13 protein-coding genes and 1 pseudogene are annotated in these 13,728 nt (G+C 72.5%); 9 read left to right on the top strand and 5 right to left on the bottom strand.

The genetic code is table 11. The features are described from left to right. The first annotated feature begins 84 nt into the window (after positions 1-84). From AB0J02_RS20495 to AB0J02_RS20480, 4 genes and pseudogenes are all read left to right on the top strand, one after another. Positions 85-3,522 (top strand): DNA polymerase III subunit alpha, encoded by a 3,438-nt coding sequence (locus AB0J02_RS20495; RefSeq protein ID WP_363195199.1) that lies wholly within the window; start codon positions 85-87, stop codon positions 3,520-3,522. 5 nt (positions 3,523-3,527) lie between these two features. Then, on the top strand, positions 3,528-4,538 hold the full coding sequence (locus tag AB0J02_RS20490) for a hypothetical protein (RefSeq protein WP_363195119.1): 1,011 nt from the start codon (positions 3,528-3,530) through the stop codon (positions 4,536-4,538). A gap of 34 nt (positions 4,539-4,572) precedes the next feature. After that, positions 4,573-4,704: pseudogene (locus AB0J02_RS20485) on the top strand (MarR family transcriptional regulator); the annotation flags it as partial. Positions 4,705-4,912: 208 nt separating this feature from the next. Continuing rightward, positions 4,913-5,773, top strand: a complete 861-nt coding sequence (locus AB0J02_RS20480; RefSeq protein WP_363195198.1) for an alpha/beta fold hydrolase — start codon at positions 4,913-4,915, stop codon at positions 5,771-5,773. A gap of 76 nt (positions 5,774-5,849) precedes the next feature. Here the strand turns inward: AB0J02_RS20480 and AB0J02_RS20475 are convergent, their stop codons facing one another. After that, the gene (locus AB0J02_RS20475) at positions 5,850-6,899 is read right to left on the bottom strand and encodes a lytic polysaccharide monooxygenase (RefSeq protein WP_363195118.1); all 1,050 of its coding nucleotides are present in this window, start codon (positions 6,897-6,899) and stop codon (positions 5,850-5,852) included. A gap of 168 nt (positions 6,900-7,067) precedes the next feature. Beyond that, positions 7,068-7,757, bottom strand: a complete 690-nt coding sequence (locus AB0J02_RS20470; protein WP_363195117.1) for a response regulator — start codon at positions 7,755-7,757, stop codon at positions 7,068-7,070. A gap of 136 nt (positions 7,758-7,893) precedes the next feature. On the opposite strand from AB0J02_RS20470, the gene AB0J02_RS20465 reads away from it, so the two are divergent. Genes AB0J02_RS20465 through AB0J02_RS20450 form a run of 4 tightly spaced genes read left to right on the top strand, consistent with a single transcriptional unit; the run spans position 7,894 to position 11,390 of the window. Then, positions 7,894-8,877, top strand: a complete 984-nt coding sequence (locus tag AB0J02_RS20465) for a tripartite tricarboxylate transporter substrate binding protein (RefSeq protein WP_363195116.1) — start codon at positions 7,894-7,896, stop codon at positions 8,875-8,877. Continuing rightward, positions 8,874-9,404 carry a tripartite tricarboxylate transporter TctB family protein gene (locus AB0J02_RS20460; protein ID WP_363195115.1) on the top strand — a complete coding sequence of 177 codons (531 nt, stop codon included), beginning with the start codon at positions 8,874-8,876 and terminating at the stop codon, positions 9,402-9,404. Before AB0J02_RS20465 ends, AB0J02_RS20460 begins: the two co-directional genes overlap by 4 nt. Before the next feature lie 4 nt (positions 9,405-9,408). Further along, positions 9,409-10,929, top strand: a complete 1,521-nt coding sequence (locus tag AB0J02_RS20455; protein ID WP_363195114.1) for a tripartite tricarboxylate transporter permease — start codon at positions 9,409-9,411, stop codon at positions 10,927-10,929. Further along, positions 10,926-11,390 carry a GNAT family N-acetyltransferase gene (locus tag AB0J02_RS20450; protein ID WP_363195113.1) on the top strand — a complete coding sequence of 155 codons (465 nt, stop codon included), beginning with the start codon at positions 10,926-10,928 and terminating at the stop codon, positions 11,388-11,390. Before AB0J02_RS20455 ends, AB0J02_RS20450 begins: the two co-directional genes overlap by 4 nt. A gap of 9 nt (positions 11,391-11,399) precedes the next feature. Here the strand turns inward: AB0J02_RS20450 and AB0J02_RS20445 are convergent, their stop codons facing one another. Beyond that, positions 11,400-11,537: a hypothetical protein gene (locus AB0J02_RS20445; protein ID WP_363195112.1), complete on the bottom strand. Its 138-nt coding sequence runs from the start codon at positions 11,535-11,537 to the stop codon at positions 11,400-11,402. Between the two features lie 108 nt (positions 11,538-11,645). Between AB0J02_RS20445 and AB0J02_RS20440 the strand changes: the two genes are divergently transcribed. Continuing rightward, positions 11,646-12,248, top strand: coding sequence for a class I SAM-dependent methyltransferase (locus AB0J02_RS20440; protein WP_363195111.1), 603 nt, complete (start codon positions 11,646-11,648; stop codon positions 12,246-12,248). 15 nt (positions 12,249-12,263) lie between these two features. On the opposite strand, the gene AB0J02_RS20435 is transcribed toward AB0J02_RS20440, so the two are convergent. Further along, complete coding sequence (locus AB0J02_RS20435) at positions 12,264-12,773, bottom strand: DUF402 domain-containing protein (RefSeq protein ID WP_363195110.1); 510 nt, start codon at positions 12,771-12,773, stop codon at positions 12,264-12,266. Next, positions 12,751-13,686, bottom strand: a complete 936-nt coding sequence (locus AB0J02_RS20430) for a GNAT family N-acetyltransferase (protein ID WP_363195109.1) — start codon at positions 13,684-13,686, stop codon at positions 12,751-12,753. The genes AB0J02_RS20435 and AB0J02_RS20430 overlap by 23 nt, the downstream gene beginning before the upstream one ends. Between the last annotated feature and the right edge of the window lie 42 nt (positions 13,687-13,728).

Genomic DNA, 13,728 nt, shown 5'->3' with positions numbered 1-13,728 from the left:
CGTCGTACAGATGTTCGAAACTTGGTCTATGGTGGAGGTGGGGAAGGTGAGATCCGATTGGCTCGAGGTGTGCTGGAGGTGCGTGTGCCGGGCTTCACGCATCTGCACACCGTGTCCGGGTTCTCCGTGCGCTACGGCGCGTCCCACCCGGAGCGGCTGGCCGAACGCGCCGCCGAGCGCGGCATGGACGCCGTCGCCCTCACCGACCGGTCCACCGTCGCCGGCACTGTTCGATTCGCCAAGGCGTGTGCCAAGCACGGGGTGCGGCCGCTGTTCGGTACGGAACTCGCGGTCGGGAACCCCGAGCGCGGCGACCGGCGCCGGGCACCCGTGCGCGGCGGCGCCTTCATCGACGAATCGACACCCAGGGTCACCTTTCTCGCCCGGGACGGGGCGCGCGGCTGGGCCGAGCTCTGCCGCATGATCACCGCCGCGCACGCCGAGGACGCCCGGGACGCCCGGCTGCCGTGGGAGGAGAACCATGGGACCGGCCTCACCGTGCTGCTCGGGCCCGCCTCCGACGTGGGCCGCGCACTCGCCGCCGGACGCCCCGACAAGGCGGCCGGCCTGCTCGCCGCCTGGCGCGACATCTACGGCGACGACCTGCGCCTCGAAGCCGTCCACCACGGAAGGCGGGGGACCGGCCCCGGCTCGCTGCGGCTCGCCGCCCGCACCGTCGGCTTCGCCGCCGAGCAGGGGGTGCGCCCCGTCCTCAGCAACGACGTCCGCTACGCCGACCCGGGCGCGGGCCCCGTCGCCGACGTCCTGGACGCCGCGCGCCGCCTCGTGCCCGTCGACCCGGCCAAGGAGCTCGACAGTGGCGAACGGTGGCTGAAAGACGCCGACGCCATGCTGCGCGAGGCCGAGCGGGTCGTGGAGGCGGCCGGCTTCCGCCGCGACACCGCCCACCGGCTGCTCGAACAGACCCGGTCCACGGCCGACGCCTGCCGCGTCGACCCCGAGGGCGACCTCGGCATCGGCTCCGTGCGCTTCCCCGAACCGCACCTCGTGGGCGCCGGGCGGCGCACCGCGCACCGCGTCCTCGCCTCCCGCGCGACGGCCGGCCTGGTCCGCCTCGGCCACACGGGCGACCGCGCCTACTGGGAGCGGCTCCACCGTGAGCTGGACATCATCGCGCACCACGACTTCGCCACCTACTTCCTGACGGTCGCTCAGGTCGTGGACGACGTACGGGACATGGGGATCCGGGTCGCGGCGCGCGGATCGGGCGCCGGGTCGCTGGTCACCTACGCGCTCGGCATCGCCAACGCCGACCCCGTCGAACACGGCCTGCTGATGGAGCGCTTCCTGTCCGAGCGGCGCTATGTGCTGCCCGACATCGACCTCGACGTCGAGTCTGCGCGCCGCCTGGACGTCTACCGCGCGATCCTCGACCGGTTCGGCGCCGAGCGCGTCGCCACCGTCGCGATGCCGGAGACCTACCGGGTGCGGCACGCGATACGTGATGTCGGCGCGGCCCTGTCCATGGACCCCGCCGACATCGACCGCATCGCCAAGGCGTTCCCGCACGTCCGGGCCCGCGACGCCCGCTCGGCCATGGCGGAACTGCCCGAACTCCGGCAGATCGCCGGGGAGTTCGGGGACAGGCCCCGGCTGTGGGAACTGGTGGAGGCGCTCGACGCGCTGCCCCGCGGGGTCGCCATGCACCCGTGCGGCGTGCTGCTCTCCGACGCCTCCCTGCCCGCCCGCACACCGACCGTGCCGACCAGCGGCGAGGGCCTGCCCATGGCGCAGTTCGACAAGGAGGACGTGGAGGACCTCGGGCTGCTCAAGCTGGACGTGCTCGGCGTGCGGATGCAGTCGGCGCTGGCGCACGCCGCGGGAGAGATCGAGCGCGCGACCGGTACCCCCGTGGACATCGACGCGGTGCCGCAGGGGGACCCGGCGACGTATCGGCTCATCAAGTCCACCGAGACGTTGGGGTGCTTCCAGATCGAGTCGCCGGGGCAGCGGGATCTGGTGGGGCGGCTGCAGCCCGCCACCTTCCACGACCTGGTCGTGGACATCTCCCTGTTCCGCCCCGGGCCCGTCGCCGCCGACATGGTGCGGCCGTTCATCGAGGCGCGGCACGGCCGGGCGCCGGTCCGCTACCCGCACCCGGACCTGGCGGAGGCGCTGGAGGAGACGTACGGCGTCGTCGTCTTCCACGAGCAGATCATCAAGATCGTCGACATCATGACGGGCTGCGGGCGCGACGAGGCCGACCGGGTGCGGCGCGGGCTGTCCGACCCCGAGTCGCAGGGACGCATCCGGTTCTGGTTCGCGCAGCACGCGGCGGTGCGCGGCTATGACGCCGACACCATCGCGCGGACCTGGGAGATCGTGGAGGCGTTCGGCAGTTACGGGTTCTGCAAGGCGCACGCCGTGGCCTTCGCCGTCCCCACCTACCAGTCGGCGTGGCTGAAAACCCACCACCCGGCGGCGTTCTACGCGGGACTGCTCACGCACGACCCGGGGATGTACCCGAAGCGGCTGCTGCTCGCCGACGCGCGACGGCGGGGGGTGCCGGTGCTCCCGCTGGACGTGAACCGGTCCGCGGTCGCCCACCGTATCGAACTGGTGTCCGAGTCCGGCGGCTCCGCCGGCCCCATGGAGAAGTGGGGCGTGCGTCTCGCGCTCTGCGACGTGTACGGGATCAGCGCGGCGGAGGCCGCGCGCATCGAGGAGCAGCAGCCGTACGCCTCGCTGCTCGACTTCTGGGAGCGGGCCCGGCCGAGCCGCCCGCTCGCCACCCGGCTCGCCCAGGTCGGGGCGCTCGACGCGTTCGGCGCCAACCGCCGTGATCTGCAACTGCATCTGACGGAGCTTCAGCGCTCCGGGCAGGGCGCGCGCGGCGAGCAGCTGCCCCTGGCCGGCGGGCGGCGCACCGCCTCGGCCGGGCTGCCCGACCTCGGCGACACGGAACGGATCAGCGCCGAGCTGGGCGTGCTCGGCATGGACACGTCGCGCCACCTCATGGGCGACTACGAGCAGTTCCTGCGGGAGCTGGGTGTCGTGTCGGCGCGGCGGCTGCGGGAGGCCGAGCACGGCAGGACCGTGCTGGTGGCCGGGGCCAAGGCGGCCACCCAGACCCCGCCGATCCGCTCCGGCAAGCGGGTCGTCTTCACCACCCTCGACGACGGCACGGGCCTCGTCGACCTCGCGTTCTTCGACGACGCGCACGCCGCGTGCGCGCACACCGTCTTCCATTCCTGGCTGCTGCTGGTGCGCGGCACCGTGCAGCGGCGCGGGCCGCGCAGTCTGAGCGTCGTGGGCGCGGCGGCATGGAATCTCGCGGAGCTGACGCAGGTGTACCGCGAGAAGGGGCTCGACGAGGTGGCGCGGCGGATGGCCGCGCCCGGCCCCGAGGAGGAGACGGCCGCCCCGGACGGCGCCGACCGGCGGATCCGGCTCCCCAACGGGTACGAGATGCACCCGTGGGCCGACCTCAAGCCGGCCGGTGACGGAGTGCCGGGCAGTCATCGCAAGTTGTGGCACCAGAGTTCGGGAAGTGCGGGGTGAGCGCGGTGGACAGTGAACGCGAGAAGCGGGACGCAGAGTTGAGCGGGGAGCCGGGCGGTGTGCTGTGCGTGCGGTTCCTGCTGCCGCCCGCGGACGAGGCGCCCCTGCCCGGACTCCTCGCGCTGCTGGGCGAGTTCAGCCCGGCCGTCGAGGCGCTGCCGCCCGACACCGCGCTGGTCGACCTGCGCGGCGCCGTACGGTACTTCGGACGGGACGCGCGGCAGATCGCGTCCGTCATCCGGGTGCGGGCCGTCGCCCTGTACGACGTGGAGTGCGTGATCGGGGCCGGGCCCGGACCGATGCTCGCCCGGATGGCCGCACGCGGGGCCGCGACCGGCGTGACCGAAGTGGTCGGTGACGTAAGGGAGTTCCTCGCGGGGCGGCCCGTCGGCGCACTGCCCGGGATCGGCTCCGCGACCGCGCGGACGCTGTGCGAGTACGGGCTCGACACGGTCGGGCGGCTCGCCGCCGCACCGCTCTCCACGTTGCAGCGCCTCACCACGGCGCGCCTCGGGCGCGAGCTGCACGACAAGGCGCGGGGCATCGACCGCACCCGGGTCGTCCCGAACGCCGCCGCACGCTCCCTCGCCGCCGAACGCTCCTTCGTGCGCGACGAGTTGGACCCCTACCGGCACCGGCGCGCCCTGCTGTCCGCGGCCGACGAGGTGGGCGCCCGGATGCGGGACGAGGGGCAGGTGTGCCGCTCGCTGACCCTGACGGTGCGCTACGCCGACCGGTCCTCGACCGTACGCAGCCGGGTGCTCCCCGAACCGACCGCCCACTCCGTCGCCCTGGCGGGGGCCGCGTACCGGATGTACGAGGCGCTGGGGCTGCAGCGGGCCCGGGTGCGCGGTGTCTCCTTGCGGGCGGAGGGGCTCGGACCCGTCGAAGGCGCCTCGCGGCAGCTGACCTTCGACCCGGTGGACGAGCGGGCCCGGGTGCTCGAGGCGGTGGCCGACCGGGCGCGGGCCCGCTTCGGCCCCGGGGCGATCGTCCCGGCCTCGCTGGCCGCGTGAGACCTCAGGCGTTCGCCCGGGGCAGCGCGAGGCGCGGGCGGCCGAGGAGGCCGCGGCCGACGCGGTGCGGCCCTGGGCGGAGCGCCTGGGGGAGGGCGAGACCCGCGCGCTGTGCGAGCGGCTGACGGCGGTGGCGCCCAACGGACCTGTGCGACCCGCATGGTGACAACCCGTCAGAGTGGCTTCGCGCAACCACGCCGAGAAGTTTTTACCGACGCGTAACTTCACGCCTGTACTACCGGCGCGTAACTTGACGTGAGCACAGCAAGTTCCGTGCAGCCCCTGGCAACCTCCGCGCACCGCCCGTGCGCCCCCGAGTCACGCCCGTGCAACTCCCTTGAGCCGCAAGGAGATTCACGATGCTGCCCAAAAGCATGCTGCCCAGAAACAGCTGGCGGCGGGCGCTGCGCGCCGCGACCGTCGCCGCCGCGCTGTTCGCCGCCACCGCCACCCCCCTCACCGCCGCGCACGCGGCCACCGCGCCCACCAGCGGCTGGAACGACTACTCCTGCAAGCCGTCGGCCGCGCATCCGCGGCCCGTCGTCCTCGTCCACGGCACGTTCGGCAACTCCGTCGACAACTGGCTCGTCCTCGCGCCTTACCTGGTCAAGCGCGGTTACTGCGTCTTCTCACTGGACTACGGGCAGCTGCCCGGCGTGCCCCTCTTCAACGGGCTCGGGCCGATCGCGAAGTCCGCCGAACAGCTGGACGCCTTCGTCGACAAGGTGCGCGGCGCCACCGGCGTCGCCAAGGTCGACCTCGTCGGGCACTCGCAGGGCGGCATGATGCCGCGCTACTACCTGAAGTTCCTCGGCGGCGCCGCCGAGGTGAACGCGCTGGTCGGCATCGCGCCCGACAACCACGGCACGACCCTGAGCGGCCTGACCGAGCTGCTTCCCTACTTCCCGGGCGTGGAACCGCTGTTGACGCTCGCGACGCCGGGCCTCGCCGACCAGATCGCCGGATCCGACTTCGTCACGAAGCTCAACGCGGGCGGCGACACCGTGCCCGGCGTCCACTACACCGTCATCGCCACCAAGTACGACGAGGTCGTCACCCCGTACCGGACCCAGTTCCTCGACGGACCCGACGTGCGCAACGTCGTGGTGCAGGACCTCTGCCCCGTCGACCTCTCCGAGCACGTGACGATCGGCACCGTCGACCTCGTCGCCTACCACGAGGTCGCGAACGCCCTCGACCCCGCGCACGCCACCAGGACCGACTGCTTCAACTAGCAGGCGTGAGAGCACAGTTGAGGGCCGCCGCCTCCCGCAGGGCAGGGAGACGGCGGCCCCGTATCAAGGGTGCGGGTCAGCGGCTGTGCCGGCCGCCCGCCACCGCGCGGCGGCGCACCGAGGCGAACATGCCCGCCGCGCCGACCGCCAGGGCGGCCGCGCCGCCCATCGCGATGTACGCGGTGGTGGAGTCGCCGCCGGTCTCGGCGAGGTTCTCCGTGGTGCCCTGCGCGGCGAGCTGCTCGCCCGAACCGCCGCTCGTGCCGGCGTCGTCACCCGCGGTGTCGCCCGCGGCCGGGGACGCCGAGTCGTGGCCCTCGTGCGTCGCGGTGCCGTCGCCGCTCATGTCCATGCCGCTGTGGTCGACCGTCGACTTGTCGGCGTCCTCCGCGATCTGCTCGTCGGACGGCGTGGACGCCGCCGGAGCCGCGCCCGAGGCGGCGGAGCCGCTGCCGTCGTACGCCACGTCCGAGCAGGAGTAGAACGCCTCCGGGCTGTCCGACCGCTGCCAGATGCCGTAGATCAGCTGGCGGCCCGTGCGCTCGGGCAGCTTGCCGGAGAAGGTGTAGAAGCCGCCCTCGGCCGTCGGATCCGTGCTCGTCGCGACCGGGTTCTGCAGGTCCAGGTCGGACCAGGCCAGCGGCTTGGAGGCGTCGTAGCTCTGCTTCGTCATGTACAGGTTGAAGGTGCCCTTGTGCTGGGCGGTCACCTTGTACTTGAAGGTGTACGAGCCCGCCGAGACCTTCGTGGCGGGCCAGTCGTCGCGGGCCAGGTCCAGGCCCTTGAACTCGTCGGAGTTCGCCGAGCACAGCTTGCCGTCCGGGATGCGCTCCTGGGACTTGCCGCCGGCCTCGCCGTCCCGGATGCCGTTCCAGTCGTACAGGGCCTGCGAGCCGCCCGCGGCGACCGCCGCCTTGCACGCCGCCGACGTGGGGTTCTCGGCCCCCTCGGCGTAGCAGGCCGCGACCCGGCTGGCCGGGTCGCCGAGCGTGCCGTGCGCCGCGGCGGGCGTGGCGGACAGGACGGTGAGGGCGAGCGGGACGACGCCGGTGGCGGCGAGGGCGACGATTTTGCGGCGTTGGGGTATCCCCTGCTCGAACGTAGTGGAGAGCTTGGGGAAGGCCATGGGGAACTCCTTGATCGGCGGCACAGGGGTGGGGGGAGGTGCCGTTCGCTGCTGTGCCGAACGGACCCCGGTGACAGCGAAGTTAGCCCGGGAAATCGCGCCGATCGCCCCTTCCGGAGCCCCTGAGTGGATCTTTATGGCGCGCTTAAGGCCGGGCTCAGACTGTGCTCAGGCAGTCCACCGGTACCGGCGCTCGGGCCGCCCCGTGCCCCCGTAGCGGAGCGACACCCGGGCCCGGCCCGTGACGGCGAAGAACTCCAGGTACCGACGGGCGCTCACCCGCGACAAGGAGCCCGCCTCCAGGGCGCACTCCGCGGCCGACAGCCCCTCCGGGTGGGCGCGCAGGGTGCGCTCCACCAGCTCCGCGGTGTGCGCGGCCAGGCCCTTCGGAAGCTCCCGGGAGCCCGGCGGACGCGCCCCGAAGATCTGGTCGACGTCCTCCTGACGAGCCTCGCCGAGACCGTCGAGCCGCGCCCGCATCGCCGCCACGTGCCGCAACTGCTCCTGCAGAGCGGCCTGGTTGAACGGTTTGATGAGGTAGTGCAGCGCCCCGGCGCGCAACGCCGCCCGCACGATCTCCGCGTCCCGCGCCGCCGTGATGAACAGCGCGTCCACCGGCGCGCGCGAGGGGTCCCGCTCCTCCGCCGCCCGCAGCTCCCGCAGCACGTCGATGCCGTCCATGTCCGGCAGATACACGTCGAGCAGCACCAGATCGGGACGTACCGCATCGGCGGCGCGCAAAGCCTCCGCGCCGCTGTGCGCCACCCCGGCCACCACGAATCCGTCCAGCGCGGACACGTACCGGCTGTGCAGCTTGGCGACCATGAAGTCGTCGTCCACGACCAGCACCTTTGTCACTGGCGCAGGGTAGGTGCGCGACCACAAGGACCACAACGTTCCTTGCTTGCGGAAGAGAGACAGGCCGTCAACGCCTGGGCAACATGTGGGCCACCTCACAACCCGGAACCCCGTATCTCGACAGGTGGTGGCACCCGTGCGCCTGCGCACACCCCTCGCCCTGCTCGGGGCCGCGGCTCTCGTCCTGGTGGGTCCGCCGCTGCTCACCACGGGCAGCGGCGCCGACACCGGCACACAGATCCCCGGCCTGCGGCTCATGGTCCCCAACACGCCCGGCGGCGGCTACGACATCACCGCGCGCACCGCCGCGAAGAACGCCGAGGACGCCGGACTCACCCACAACATCGAGGTGTTCAACCTGCCGGGGGCCGGCGGCACCGTCGGTCTGACCCGGCTCGTCGGCGAACACGGCAACGGCAAGCTCGCCATGTCCATGGGCCTCGGCGTCGTCGGCGCCGCCCGCTCCAACCACGCACCGAAGACCCTCGCCGACACCACGCCCATCGCCCGCCTCACCGAAGAGGCGGACGTCGTCGTGGTCGCCAAGAACTCCCCGTACAAGGACATCGGGCAACTCGTCGACGCCTGGAAGAAGAACCCCGGGAAGCTGCCCGTCGGCGGCGGCTCGTCGCCCGGCGGCCCCGACCACCTCGCCCCGATGCTGATGGCGCGGGCCGCCGGCATCGCCCCCAAGAAGGTCAACTACATCCCCTTCGACGGCGGCGGCGAACTCCTCGCCTCCATCCTCGGCAACAAGGTCGCCTTCGGCGTCTCCGGCGTCGGCGAGTACCTCGACCAGATCAAGAGCGGCGAACTGCGCCTCCTCGCCGTCACCGGACCCGAGCGCGTCGCGGGCCTCGACGGCCCCACGCTCAAGGAGTCCGGCTACGACGTCGACTTCACCAACTGGCGCGGCATCGTCGCCCCACCCGGCCTCTCCGACACCCAGCGCTCCAAACTCACCGCGCTCGTAAGGAAGTTGCACGCCTCGAAGGAATGGAAGCAGTCCCTGAAGAAGAACGGATGGGACGACGCGTTCCTCGTCGGCGACGACTTCGGGACCTTCCTCGCCGCCCAGGACAAGAACGTCGTGTCCGTACTGAAGGAGCTGGGGCTGTGACGCTCACCGAGACCCCGGAACAGCCCCGGACCCGGCGTGCCTGGCTGCGCGACCACTCCGAACTCGGCGTCTGCGTCCTGCTGTCGGCGCTCGGCGCGCTCGTCCTCACCGACGCGCTCACCATGGACGTCGACCTCACCCAGCGCGGACCCGTCGGCCCGAAGACCGTGCCCGTCGTCGTCGGCATCGGCCTGCTCGTCGTCGCCGTCCTGCTCGCCGTCGACGTCCTGCGCGGCGGCCGCGGCGAGGCCGAGGGCGGCGAGGACATCGACCTGTCCGCACCCGCCGACTGGCGCACGGTCCTGCTCCTCGCCGGCGTCTTCCTCGCCACCGCCGTACTCATCGAACCGCTCGGCTTCCCCATCGCGGGCGCGCTGCTGTTCTGGGGCGCCGCGTACGCACTCGGCAGCCGCCACCTGCCACGCGACCCGCTGATCGCCGCCGGACTCTCCCTGCTCACCTACGCCGTCTTCAACAATCTGCTCGGCGTCCCCCTGCCGGGCGGCCCCCTGATGGGAGCGCTGTGACGCCATGAACGCCCTCAACTCCCTCATGGACGGCTTCGGTACCGCCCTCACGCCCATCAACCTGCTCTGGGCCGCGATCGGCGTCCTGCTCGGCACGGCCATCGGCGTACTGCCCGGGATCGGCCCGGCCATGGCGGTCGCCCTGCTCCTCCCGGTGACGTACGGACTCGAACCCACCGGCGCGTTCATCATGTTCGCGGGCATCTACTACGGCGCCATGTTCGGCGGCTCGACGACCTCCATCCTGCTCAACACCCCGGGTGAGAGCGCCGCCGTCGTCGCCGCCATGGAGGGCAACCCCATGGCGAAGGCCGGACGCGGGGCACAGGCCCTCGCGGCCGCCGCCATCGGGCACTTCGCCGGCGGCATGATCGGCACCGTCCTGCTCGTCGCGCTCGCGCCCAAGGTCGCCTCGCTCGCCGTCGACATCGGCGCGCCCGACTACTTCGCCATCATGGTCCTCGCGTTCATCGCCGTGACGTCCGTGCTCGGCTCCTCGCGCGTACGCGGCCTCGCCTCGCTCCTCATCGGACTCACCATCGGCCTGGTCGGCCTCGACCAGATGACCGGCCAACAGCGGCTCACCTTCGGCTCCTTGCAGCTCGCCGACGGCGTCGACGTCGTCATCGTCGCGGTCGGCCTCTTCGCGATCGGCGAAGCCCTGTGGGTCGCCGCGCACCTGCGCCGCACCAGCGGCGAGGCCATCCCCGTCGGCCGCCCCTGGCTCGGCAAGGCGGATGTGCGGCGCACCTGGAAGTCCTGGCTGCGCGGCCCGCTCATCGGCTTCCCGTTCGGCGCGATCCCCGCCGGCGGCGCCGAGATCCCCACCTTCCTCTCCTATGTCACCGAGAAGCGCCTCTCCCAGCACAAGGACGAATGGGGCAAGGGTGCCATCGAGGGAGTGGCGGGCCCCGAGTCCGCGTCCTCCGCGTCGGCCGCCGGCACGCTCGTCTCGATGCTCACGCTCGGCCTGCCGACAACGGCCGTCGCCGCGGTGATGCTGGCCGCCTTCCAGCAGTACGGCATCCAGCCGGGCCCGCTCCTCTTCGAACGCGAACCCGACCTCGTCTGGGGTCTCATCGCGTCCCTCTTCGTCGGCATGGTCCTGCTCCTCGCCCTGAACCTGCCGCTGGCCCCGGTCTGGGCGAAACTGCTGCGCATCCCGCGCCCCTACCTCTACGCCGGAATCCTCTTCTTCGCCGCGGTCGGCGCGTACGCGGTCGGCGGCGAGTCCCTGGACCTCGTCATCCTCCTCGTCATCGGCCTCATCGGCTTCGGCATGCGCCGCTACGGGCTGCCCGTCCTGCCCGCCGTCATCGGCGTCATCCTCGGCCCGAACGCGGAACAACAACTGCGCCGCGCCCTGCAGATCAGCGACGGGAGCGTCAGCGGGCTCGTCGACACCCCGTTCTCCGTGACGGTCTACGCCCTTGTCCTGCTCATCGTGGCCTGGCCACTGGCGAAGAAACTGCTGAAGAAGCCGGTGGTGCGGGGGAGGGGGAGTGACGTAGACAAGGCGGCATGAGCAGCGAACCCCATACGATCCGCCGCGCCGACGCGGCGGACGTACCGGCCGTCAAAGCCGTCACCGACGCGGCGTACCAGCCCTGCATCGCGCGCATCGGCGTCGTGCCCCAGCCCATGGAGGCGGACCACGCGGCGAACGTGGCGGCGGGCCGGGTGCACGTGACAGGGAACCCGGAGGTGATCGGCCTGGTCGTCGTCGAGGCGCGCCAGGACCATCTCTTCCTCGACAGCATCGCGGTCCACCCCGACGCCCACGGACAGGGAGTGGGCCGCGCCCTGCTCGCCTTCGTCGACGAGCACGCGCGCGCTTCGGGGCTGCCCGAAGTACGGCTCTGCACCAACGCGTCGATGGTGGAGAACCGGAGGCTCTATCCGCGGTACGGATACGAGGTCGTGGAGCGCCGGACCGACGGCCCCTACGACCGCATCCACTACCGCAAGCGTCTCACTCGCATCTGACCGTCCCGCCTACTCGTCGGGCCACCACGTCCTGCGCACATCCTTGCGGACCTCCGGACGCTCGCGCGCCGTCTCGGTCGCCTCTTCCCGCAGCCGGCGCGTGATGGTGCTCGCTCCGGTGGGCTTGTGCATGGTCACTCGGCGCATCGTGCCTCCTGTACCTACACGGGTTCCAACCTGCTGCCGTTGTAGACCTGTTCCCGGAGCGTTGCTCATCGAAGCGCAATTGTCAGTGGCGGTTGTCACGATGTGGGGATGACGCACTCACTGGGAAGCATCGAATGGGACGCGGCGGCGGCCGATTTCGACGACGAACCCGACCACGGCATGCGGGACCCCGAGGTCCGCGCCGCCTGGGCGGGGCGCCTCGCGGGCTGGCTTCCGCAGGCCCCCGGCGACCTCCTGGACCTCGGCTGCGGCACGGGTTCCGTGTCGCTCCTCGCGGCCGAGCGGGGACACCGCGTGACCGGCGTGGACTTCGCGCCGAACATGGTGGAGCGGGCCCGCCAGAAGCTCGCCGGGCATGACGCGGAGTTCCTGGTCGGGGACGCGGCGTCACCTCCCGTACCGGCGGCCTCGTACGACGCGGTGCTCGCCCGGCACGTGCTGTGGGCGCTGCCCGACCCGGCGGTCGCTCTGCGGCACTGGGTGACATTGCTGCGGCCCGGGGGGCGGCTCGTGCTGGTCGAGGGGGTGTGGGGCGAGGTGAGCCCCGCGGGGATACCGGCGACCCGGCTGGTCGGCCTGGTGCGGGACCTGGCCGACGACGTACGGCACGAGGAGTTGTCTCCCGACGCGCGGCTGTGGGGGAGAGCGGTGCGGGACGAGCGGTACGCGGTGGTCGCGACGGGACGCTGACCGGAAGGCGGCCGCTCAGCGCAGCAGCGCCGTGAACCTCCCGTCCCGCGCCAGCAGTTCGAGATCGTCCAGGGCCCGGGTCGCCGCTTCGGCTGCGGCCGGGTCCCGTTCGGTGAGGCCGCTCTGCGCGAACTCGTCCTCGTCCAGGCGGATCACCCGCGTGCCGTCGGCCGACACCCACAGGTCGAGGTCCAGGTCGACGGAGACGATGTCGCCGCTGTCGTCGCGGACCGCGGGGCGGGTGATGTCGCAGTACCAGCCCTTCAGCGTGCCGTCGCCCGACCTGACCTCCTTGATCGCGTACCAGCGGTCGCGCCAGTAGTGCTCCGTGAACACGTCGCCGGGCTCGAAGCGCACGAAGCCGAAGTCGCGCACGTCCTCGCCCGCCCAGTCGGCGCGCACGGCGACGTGTGCGCCGTCGTCGGACAGCAGCTCCGCGGGGTAACCGATCTTTGTGCGGCCCGCTTTGACGAGCCGCACGTTCACCACTTCACGGTGCACTTCAGGATCCGAGGGTGCGGACATGGCGGACCTCCGTCGCGTCGATTTCGTAGCCGAACCACCGGTTGATCGCGAGCATCGGCTCGTTGCCCGCGTCGTTGCCCGTGTACGCCACCGTGCAGCCGGCCGCGCGGGCGCGGTGCAGCGAGTCGTTCTTGGCGAGCTTGGCCAGGCCGCGGCCGCGCAGCGCGCGGGCCGTGCCGGTCATCCCGCTCGCGTAGCGGCCCTCGCCGTCCGTGTGGGCCAGGGTGAACGCGGCCGGGCGGCCGTCCACCACCGCCACCGTCGTCAGCGCGGGGTCGAGGAGCGGGTGGCGCCAGGTGTGCGTCAACCAGTGCTCGTGGTCGGCCGGTTCGGCCCCGATGTCGCCGGGCTCGTCGGCCGCGGTCTCCGCGTCCAGCGCGAACAGCGGGCGCGGATCCGCCGCGAAATCAGCCGCCGTGCGCAACTCGACGCCGGGTGGCGGCACTTGGAGGGGCGGCAACGCGTCGGCGGTCAGATCCAGACGCAGGAAGTGCGCGGAGCGGCTCCTGCGGTAGCCGTGGGCCGCCGCCCACGCGAGGTTCCGCGGACCGTCCAGGGACCAGCAGTGGACCCGCGTCGCACCGTGCCGGGCCAGATGCTCCTCGGCCGTCCGCAGCAGCAGGCCGCCCGCGCCACGGCTTTCACGGTCCGGGTGCACGTACACGTTGGCGTAGCCCTGGCCCGGCTCCGGGCTGTCGTACGCGAGACCGACCTGCGCCGTGCCGATCAGCTCACCGTCGCAGGCCACCGCGACCAGCTGGCGGTAGTGGGCGTCGGGGTGCGCGTGCGCCGCGTCGTGCGTGACCGACGCGGCCGTGGCGAGCATCCCGGGCAGACAGGTCCGACGGACCCGGGCGAAACCCTCGGCGTCCGCCGGGTCACCGGGGCGCAGAGCGCGGACGGTCACGGTCATGGGCGGCACGTTACGTGCCGCCCACGGCCGGGCGCCCCTCCT

Source organism: Streptomyces sp. NPDC050264 (assembly GCF_040655895.1).
Lineage (GTDB): Bacteria > Actinomycetota > Actinomycetes > Streptomycetales > Streptomycetaceae > Streptomyces.
The sequence above is the reverse complement of the archived record's forward strand: the minus strand, read 5'-3'. Positions and strand labels throughout refer to the sequence as shown.

Excerpts from the sequence above, each read along its gene's own strand:
- AB0J02_RS20430 (WP_363195109.1), bottom strand. The coding sequence starts at position 13,686 with ATGACCGTGACCGTCCGCGCTCTGCGCCCCGGTGACCCGGCGGACGCC.
- AB0J02_RS20480 (WP_363195198.1), top strand. The coding sequence starts at position 4,913 with ATGCTGCCCAGAAACAGCTGGCGGCGGGCGCTGCGCGCCGCGACCGTC.
- AB0J02_RS20435 (WP_363195110.1), bottom strand. The coding sequence starts at position 12,773 with ATGTCCGCACCCTCGGATCCTGAAGTGCACCGTGAAGTGGTGAACGTG.
- AB0J02_RS20440 (WP_363195111.1), top strand. The coding sequence starts at position 11,646 with ATGACGCACTCACTGGGAAGCATCGAATGGGACGCGGCGGCGGCCGAT.
- AB0J02_RS20455 (WP_363195114.1), top strand. The coding sequence starts at position 9,409 with ATGAACGCCCTCAACTCCCTCATGGACGGCTTCGGTACCGCCCTCACG.
- AB0J02_RS20445 (WP_363195112.1), bottom strand. The coding sequence starts at position 11,537 with ATGCGCCGAGTGACCATGCACAAGCCCACCGGAGCGAGCACCATCACG.
- AB0J02_RS20450 (WP_363195113.1), top strand. The coding sequence starts at position 10,926 with ATGAGCAGCGAACCCCATACGATCCGCCGCGCCGACGCGGCGGACGTA.
- AB0J02_RS20475 (WP_363195118.1), bottom strand. The coding sequence starts at position 6,899 with ATGGCCTTCCCCAAGCTCTCCACTACGTTCGAGCAGGGGATACCCCAA.